8 protein-coding genes are annotated in these 7600 nt (G+C 61.6%); 3 read left to right on the forward strand and 5 right to left on the reverse strand.

The window, feature by feature from the left end; all coding sequences use genetic code 11:
- The 5 genes from AUC71_RS07960 to AUC71_RS07980 form a co-directional block, all read right to left on the reverse strand.
- Nucleotides 1–754: FMN-binding glutamate synthase family protein (locus tag AUC71_RS07960; protein ID WP_204376673.1), on the reverse strand; the 754-nt coding region annotated here is incomplete at its 3' end.
- 129 nt (nt 755–883) lie between these two features.
- The gene (locus AUC71_RS07965; RefSeq protein ID WP_069623839.1) at nt 884–1756 is read right to left on the reverse strand and encodes a GltB/FmdC/FwdC-like GXGXG domain-containing protein; all 873 of its coding nucleotides are present in this window, start codon (nt 1754–1756) and stop codon (nt 884–886) included.
- Nucleotides 1744–2532 (reverse strand): class II glutamine amidotransferase domain-containing protein, encoded by a 789-nt coding sequence (locus AUC71_RS07970; RefSeq protein WP_204376674.1) that lies wholly within the window; start codon nt 2530–2532, stop codon nt 1744–1746. The genes AUC71_RS07965 and AUC71_RS07970 overlap by 13 nt, the downstream gene beginning before the upstream one ends.
- Nucleotides 2533–2737: 205 nt before the next feature.
- Entirely contained in the window at nt 2738–4210 is a 1473-nt protein-coding gene (locus AUC71_RS07975) for a glutamine synthetase family protein (RefSeq protein ID WP_069623840.1), read from the reverse strand.
- Between the two features lie 12 nt (nt 4211–4222).
- On the reverse strand, nt 4223–5566 hold the full coding sequence (locus AUC71_RS07980; RefSeq protein WP_069623841.1) for an NAD(P)/FAD-dependent oxidoreductase: 1344 nt from the start codon (nt 5564–5566) through the stop codon (nt 4223–4225).
- 202 nt (nt 5567–5768) lie between these two features.
- On the opposite strand from AUC71_RS07980, the gene AUC71_RS07985 reads away from it, so the two are divergent.
- The 3 genes from AUC71_RS07985 to AUC71_RS07990 form a co-directional block, all read left to right on the forward strand.
- Nucleotides 5769–6362, forward strand: coding sequence for a GntR family transcriptional regulator (locus AUC71_RS07985; protein WP_141701543.1), 594 nt, complete (start codon nt 5769–5771; stop codon nt 6360–6362).
- Nucleotides 6359–6496, forward strand: a complete 138-nt coding sequence (locus AUC71_RS22290; protein ID WP_158007755.1) for an FCD domain-containing protein — start codon at nt 6359–6361, stop codon at nt 6494–6496. Before AUC71_RS07985 ends, AUC71_RS22290 begins: the two co-directional genes overlap by 4 nt.
- A 121-nt stretch (nt 6497–6617) precedes the next feature.
- Nucleotides 6618–7600: type III glutamate--ammonia ligase (locus tag AUC71_RS07990; protein WP_069623843.1), on the forward strand; the 983-nt coding region annotated here is incomplete at its 3' end.

Raw genomic sequence — 7600 nt, forward strand, 5'->3', positions numbered from 1 at the left:
CGATACCGGGAACGCCGGTGTCTTCCGTGGCGATGTGCGGACCGGCGCCGGTCGAGCCCTCCATACCGTCGATATAGATGGAGTCGGGGCCGCACTTCGCCGCCATGCGCACGTCGTCATAGACGCGCGCGGCGCCGAGCTTCAGCTGAATCGGAATTTCCCAGTTGGTGGCCTCGCGGATCTCCTCGATCTTGAGCGCGAGATCGTCCGGGCCGAGCCAGTCCGGGTGTCGCGCCGGCGAGCGCTGGTCGATGCCGGCGGGGAGCGAGCGCATCTCGGCCACCTGGTCGGTGACCTTCTGGCCCATCAAGTGGCCGCCGAGGCCCACCTTGCAGCCTTGGCCGATGAAGAATTCGCAGGCGTCCGCCAGCCGCAGATGGTGCGGATTAAAGCCGTAGCGCGACTGAATGCACTGATAGAGCCATTTCGACGAATAGCGCCGCTCGTCGGGGATCATGCCGCCCTCGCCCGAGCAGGTCGCCGAGCCCGCCATGGTGGCGCCGCGGGCGAGCGCGATCTTGGCTTCGTAGGACAGCGCGCCGAAGCTCATGCCCGTCACATAGACCGGGATATCGAGCTCCATGGGGCGCTTCGCCTGGGGCCCGATCACCGTCTTGGTGTCGCACTTCTCGCGGTAGCCCTCGATGACGAACCGCGTCAGCGTTCCCGGCAGGAACGTCAGATCGTCCCAATGAGGGATCTTCTTGAACAGCGAGAAGCCGCGCATGCGGTAGCGGCCGAGCTCGGCCTTCACATGGATGTCGTTGATGACCTCCGGCGTGAAGATCTGGCTCTTGCGAGAAGGAAGCGGGCCGCCTCGGCAGGTTCCCGCGTACCGTTTGCTTTCTGTTTTTTGGTCTTTGCCATTGCCCAGCTCTTCCCTCTACAGCACCATTTTCTTCTCGGTCGGCTCCAGATTGTCGTAGTTCCAGAGCTGCTTGCCGGCGACAATCTTGCGGAAGGAGTCGATGCCACCCTTCGGCATGACGTCGTACTTCTTGAGCTTCTCCGCCAACCAACCGCGGTCGAGATCGGTCATCTCGCCCCAGACGGCGTCGACGCCGAGGCTTTGCGGCTCGCCGGCGATGAAGATGACGCCGTCATACATGGAGTCGCCGAGGTTCTTTCCGGCGTTTCCGCAGAGCACCATGCGGCCACGCTGCATCATGAAGCCGGTGAAGGCGCCCGTGTTGCCGCCGACAATGATGTTTCCGCCCTTCATGTCGATGCCCGTACGCGATCCGACATCGCCCTTGCAGACGAGATCCCCGCCGCGGAGGGCGGCACCGAACTGAGAGCCGGCATTCTTCTCGATGAGAATGGTCCCGCTCATCAGGTTCTCACCGCAGGACCAGCCCACACGGCCGGAGATGCGGACGTTCGGCCCATCGAGCAGGCCGAGGCCGAAATAGCCGAGCGAGCCCTCGATGATCAGGTTGAGGCGATTGAGAATGCCCACGGCCATGGAGTGCTTGGCGCCTGGGTTCTTCAGCACGATGGTGCCGTAGCCTTCCTTCATCATATCGCGAATGCGCAAATTGACCTGCTTCGCGTCCATGTTGGAGGCGTCGATCTCGCCGCGCTTGTTGAAATCGACATCGAAGGTATCGGGCAGCCCGAACCCGTGATGCGGTTCGTTCAGATCGATGTCGAAGAAGACCTGTTGGGTGCGGCCGGTGAGCTGCTCGGTGTGCATGCCCATTTCATGGGACTTCAGCTCCTGCTTGGTCGGAGCCGCTCGCGTTAGCGCTGCCATACCCGCACCTCCTCATCATAGGGGTCAGACGTGTCGATCTCGCGCGGGACGATGGCGCGGATCGCCACCTCTTCGGACGCGAGCGCGACGATATCGTCGCTTTCGTAGAGAACCATGGGCTTGGCGGCCATGGTGTCCTTGGCGAGCCCAAGCTCCTTATCGGTGGCGACGAGATAGGTGAAGACGCCATCGATCTCCTTGATGGAGGCCTTCAGCGAATCTTCCAGAGTCGCGCCCTGTTCCAGGTTGTTGGCGGTGTAGACCGCGAGCAGCTCGGAATCGCAGTTCGACATGAAGCGGTGGCCGAGACGCTCCATCTCGCGACGCATGATCCAGTAATTGGTGATCTGACCGTTATGGACGACGGAGATGTCGTTGTACGGATAGGCCCAGTAGGGATGCGCGGAACGGATATCGACATCGGACTCCGTCGCCATGCGCGTGTGGCCGATGGCGTGCGTTCCGCGGAAATCGCCGAGACCGTAGTTCTGGGAGACCTGGGTCGCGTCGCCGAGATCCTTGATCAGCTCGAGCGCATGGCCGAAGGACAGGACCTCGGCGCCCTCGATCTGCTCGATATCCGTGGCGAGTTGCTTGGTGTCGCCGGAATAGCGCAGGCGATAGCGGAACGCATAGGGCCTGGGCTGCTCCACCTCGACGGTCTCAACACCGAGTTCCGACAGCCTGTTGTCGACCAGACCCTGGCGCTCTCTGATCTTGTCGCGGATCTTGTGATCCGTCTTCAGGTCGTCGGCTTCCGCAAGCTTCAAGCGCATGACGTACTCTTCGGGCTTGGTGACGCCGTAAACGGCGAACCCGGTCGAGTCGGGGCCGCGGTGCTCAAGCTCTGGAGCATCGCCGTCATTTCCTGGCCAACGCCCACGGCCTGGCCGCGATGAATCACTCCGGCAATCCCGCACATATTCTTATTCCTCCTTGTTTCCGCCGCCAGCGCCCGGTCGAGCGCGGCTTGCTGCCCGCCTACGGCAGGCAGTCGAGATAGGTCTCGACATCCCATTCGGTGACGGTGTGGTTGAAGCGCTCCCACTCGTCCCGTTTGTACTGGTCATAGAGGCGGTACATCTCGCCCGGCATGCCGCGCTGCACGACCTTGTCGGCGGCCAAGGCATCGAGAGCCTCGCCGAGCGTCATCGGCAGCTTCTTGACCTGCTTGCCGGCCTCGATCGCCTCGTAAATGTTGCGCTCTTCCGGCTGGCCCGGATCGAGATTGTTGTCGATGCCGTCGTCGGCGGCCGCGAGGATCGTCGAGCCCATCAGATACGGATTCACCATCGAATCCACCGAGCGGTACTCGAACCGGCCGGGCGCGGAGACACGCAAGCCCGTCGTGCGATTCTGAAAGCCCCAGTCGGCGAAGATCGGCGCCCAGAACCCGGTATCCCAAAGCCGGCGATAGGAGTTCACTGTCGACGAGCCGACCGCGGTCAGCGCACGCAAGTGCTGCACAATGCCGCCGATCGCCGCCAGGCCCGCTTTGCCCGGCAACTGCAAATCGTCGCCATCGGGCATGAAGGTGTTCTCACCCCCCGACACATACATGTAGTTGTGCGGCATACCCGGCAGATTATTGGCGTCGTTGCCAGTCGGGCGAAGCTTGTCCTCGCCGCCGCGCCACAGCGACATGTTGTGGTGGCAGCCATTGGCGGACACGCCCATGAAGGGCTTCGACATGAAACAGGCGATGATGCCGAACTCGCGCGCAACTTGCGCGCAAATCTGGCGGTAGGTCGTCAGCCGGTCGGCATTGCGCAGAACGTCGTCGAACATCCAGTTCAGCTCAAGCTGACCGGGCGCGTCCTCGTGGTCGCCCTGGATCATGTCGAGGCCCATCTTCCGGGCATACTCCATAACCTTCATGTAGACCGGGCGCAGGCTCTCGAACTGATCGATGTGGTAGCAATACGGATTGGAGTAGCCGCCGTTCGGCTTGCCGTTCTCATCCTTCTTCAGCCACATCATCTCCGGCTCGGTGCCCATGCGCAGCTGCAGACCGTTGTGCTTGGCTTGGAACTCCTGGTGGAGGCGGCGAAGATTGCCGCGGCAATCCGCGGTCAGGAACCCACCCGGGTTCTCCTTCTCCTCGCGGTTGCGGAACAGCGTGCAGTACATGCGCGCGATGCGCTTGTCCCAGGGCAGCTGCATGAAGGTCTCGGGATCGGGAATGCCGACGAGCTCGGCGGCCTCCGGGCCGTAACCGAGATACTCGCCATGGCGGTCGAGGAAGAGGTTGACCGTGGCGCCATAAACGAGCTGGAAGCCTTTCTTGGCGACGCTTTCCCAATGGTCGGCCGGAATGCCCTTGCCCATGATGCGGCCGGTGACCGAGATGAACTGCAAATAGAGATATTCGATGCCAAGCTCGTCGATCTTGCGGCGAACTTCTTTCACAAGCTCCTGGCGTTCCGGATCGTCTACGTAGCGTACGATATCCATCGGAATCTCCCCTCAACTCCACGGAAATGGACTATTGGAGGTCGGATGCAGCTCGCCCTTGGCGAAGCGTTCGAAGCGGAACGGTTCCAGCAGCTTGCTCTTCTCTCCCATCAACTCCTGCGCCACGAGCTTGCCGACGCCGATCATCTTATAGCCATGGTTGGAGTCGGCGATGATGTAGACGTTCTCGCGGAAGGTATCGAAGACGGGGAAGTTGTCGGGTGTGAAACAACCGAGCCCGCCTGATTTTTCCTTGTGCTTGTAGGCCGAGATCTTCCCCTCGAACCTCTTCTGGCAATGAGCCAGCATCGAGCACCACATGTGAATGAAATTGTCGCCGACGATGAAGTCGGGCGAGTCCGGACCATAGGGATCGATGGCGATCTGGTCGGGATCTTGGTCGACTTTGTAAGGCGAGGCACCGCCCTGGATGCCGCCGAAATTGAAGTCGGGCTTGTAGTAGAGGCCCCATAGCTTGTCGGTGATGACCGAGCCGTCCACATCCGAATAAAGCGGTGCATCTGTATCGACATGGATGACAGGCGGCATGCGCCCGTCATTGGTCTTATGCATGTCGGGATCGACGCCGAGCGTGCCTTCCTCCAGACACCAGAATTTCCACATGGGCACGTCGTCGTGCACGGTGCCGTCGGCGCCCTTGACGGAGATGGCCTTCGGAAGATCAAGCATCTCCCAAAACTTCAGGACCCAGGGGCCGGCGCCCACCACCACGGTCTCACAAGGAATGGTTCCCTTGTTGGTGATGACCCCGGTGACGGAGCCGGAATTCGAGCCGTACTCGAAGCCTTTGACCTCGACGCCGGTGGCGATCCGCACGCCTTCGGCTTCGGCCTTGCCGGCCAAGCCATAAAGAGACGCGGTGTTGTTGGCGTAGCCACCCCGCTTCTCATGCAGGACCGAGGTAATGCCCTTGGCCTGCCAATCGTCGAACAGGCCCATCATATATTTTTGGCAGTCGTCCGTGCCCTCGATGAACTCGGACTCGTAGCCGATCAGCTTTTGCTGCTCGTAGATGGTGCCGACCTGCTCGTGCATCACCTCGGCGCTGATCTGCATGTAGCCGACCGGGTGATAGCTGTAGGCCTTGGGATCGCTTTCCCACACCCCGACGGAATGGGCCATCAGCTCGCGCATGGCCGGCTGATAGTAATTGTTGCGGACCACGCCGCAGGCAATCCCCGACGCGCCGGCACCGATCCCCGCCTTGTCAATGACGAGAACGTCCGCACCGGTGCCACGACCGGTCGCTTTCAGTTGCTGTGCGAGATGATAGGCGGTGCTCAGGCCGTGAATTCCGGCCCCGATGATGACGTATTTGGCGGCCGAGAGGGTCATCGCAGACCAGCTCCCTTCAAGGAATTGGTCCCTAATTGGTCCTCTACAGACCCAGATTGCACGTCGAACGACATTGCGCTGCCCAGCGTTTTGTCACTTAACTGCGACCATTACTGCATAATGAGAGCCCGATTGCAAACCAATTAACACTTTACGAGCCCAAAGTGGTTCGTTATAATGCGGATGGAAAGGAGACTCCATCGTGAACGATCAGCCCATGAGGGAGGCGGCCGCCGTTCTTGCGCGGCTGTCGAAACCAATCTCGGGCGTGAGCGCCATCTCCGCCTATCTGCAACGCGCGATCGAGACCGGGGCCTATTCCGAAGGCGAGAAGCTGCCGCCAGAACGGCAACTCGCCGAGACATTCAAGGCCGCGCGCTCGACGGTGCGCCGAGCTCTGGACAGGCTCGAGAAAGAGGGATTGGTGTCGCGCCGTCTCGGCAGCGGCACCTTCGTCGGCGGCCCCGTCTCCGCAGGCAAACGCACCGCGCACCTTATCGACGAGGTGAGTCCACTACAGCTCATCGAGGCGCGTCTCGCGGTGGAGCCTTTCACCACGCGCCTTGCGGTGTTGCACGCCACGCGGCGTACGCTCGATGAGATGGACCAGGTGCTGGCGCACGCAGAAGCGACACGCGACAAAGACGAGTTTTCCAAGTGGGACGGCGAGTTTCATCTCCTGCTGGCACGCGCCTCCGCCAATCCGCTTCTGATCAACGTCTATCGGCAGATCAATCATGTGCGGCTCCACGCGCAGTGGGACGCAATGAAGGAGAAGATCCTGCGCCGGGGGTGATCGCCGATTACAGCCGGCAGCATCGCAGCATTCTTCAGGCGATCCATGTGCGCGACGCGCAGCTGGCCCAGACGCTGATGGCCGACCATCTGGAGAAGGCGCGGGACGATCTGATGAAGGCAGCGAGCCCTTAAAGGCGCTCACGCCTGAGACATTCGCACTTCGCGTTTCATCACCCGGAAAATATATTTCTCAACACGCAAGTGCGTGGTCTAGCATGGCGTCCCGTGTGCAACGCTTTCCGGGGGCGTCTCAATGCTGACACCGGTCAAAGATCTCAATTCACTTCGCGAGCAGCTCGGCGCCGAGGGCGTTGAGTTTCTGATGGCAAGCTTCTCCGACATGCACGGCGTGTCGAAGACCAAGATGGTGCCGCTCGCGCATCTCGAACACATGATGGCCGGCTCGGAGCTCTACACGGGTGCTGCGCTTGACGGGGTTCCCCAGGACGTGAGCGACGAGGAGGTCTCGGCGCGGCCCGATCCCGCCTCGTGCATCGTGCTGCCCTGGCAGAAAAACGTCGCCTGGTTCGCGAGCAACCTATGGTGCGAGGGCAAGCCCTTCGAGGCTTGCAGCCGCAACATCCTGGCGCGCGCCACGCGTAAGGCCGCCGATCTCGGCTATGTGATGAATCTCGGATTGGAAGCCGAATTCTACGTGCTCAAGGACAGCGCGGCCGGTGCGGTGCCCGTCTCGGAGCGCGATACGCTCGAAAAGCCCTGCTACGACAGCTACGGCGCGCTGGACAACCTGCACTGGCTGTCGGAACTGGTGGACGCCATGGAGGCGCTGGGCTGGGACGTCTATTCCTTCGACCATGAAGACGGCAACGGCCAGTTCGAGGTCGACTTCCGCTTCGCCGACGCCATGACCATGGCAGACCGCTTCGTATTCTTGCGGATGATGGCCAACGCGATCGCGCGCCGGCACGGCTATTTCGCCTCGTGGATGCCCAAGCCTTTCGCCAACCGCACCGGCTCGGGCGCCCATTACAACATGTCGCTGGCGAACCCAGACACGGGCGAAAACCTCTTCACCGACCCGGACGACCCGCGCGGCTGCGGGTTGTCGAAACTCGGCTATCAATTCGTCGCGGGCGTCCTCAAGCACCTGCCCGCCATCAGCGCCGTCGTCTCGCCGACGGTGAACAGCTACAAGCGCCTGATCAAGCAAGGCTCCATGTCCGGCTCGACCTGGGCGCCGGTGTTCGTGTGCTACGGCAACAACAATCGCACCAA

It is taken from the genome of Methyloceanibacter marginalis, from assembly GCF_001723295.1.
Lineage (GTDB): Bacteria > Pseudomonadota > Alphaproteobacteria > Rhizobiales > Methyloligellaceae > Methyloceanibacter > Methyloceanibacter marginalis.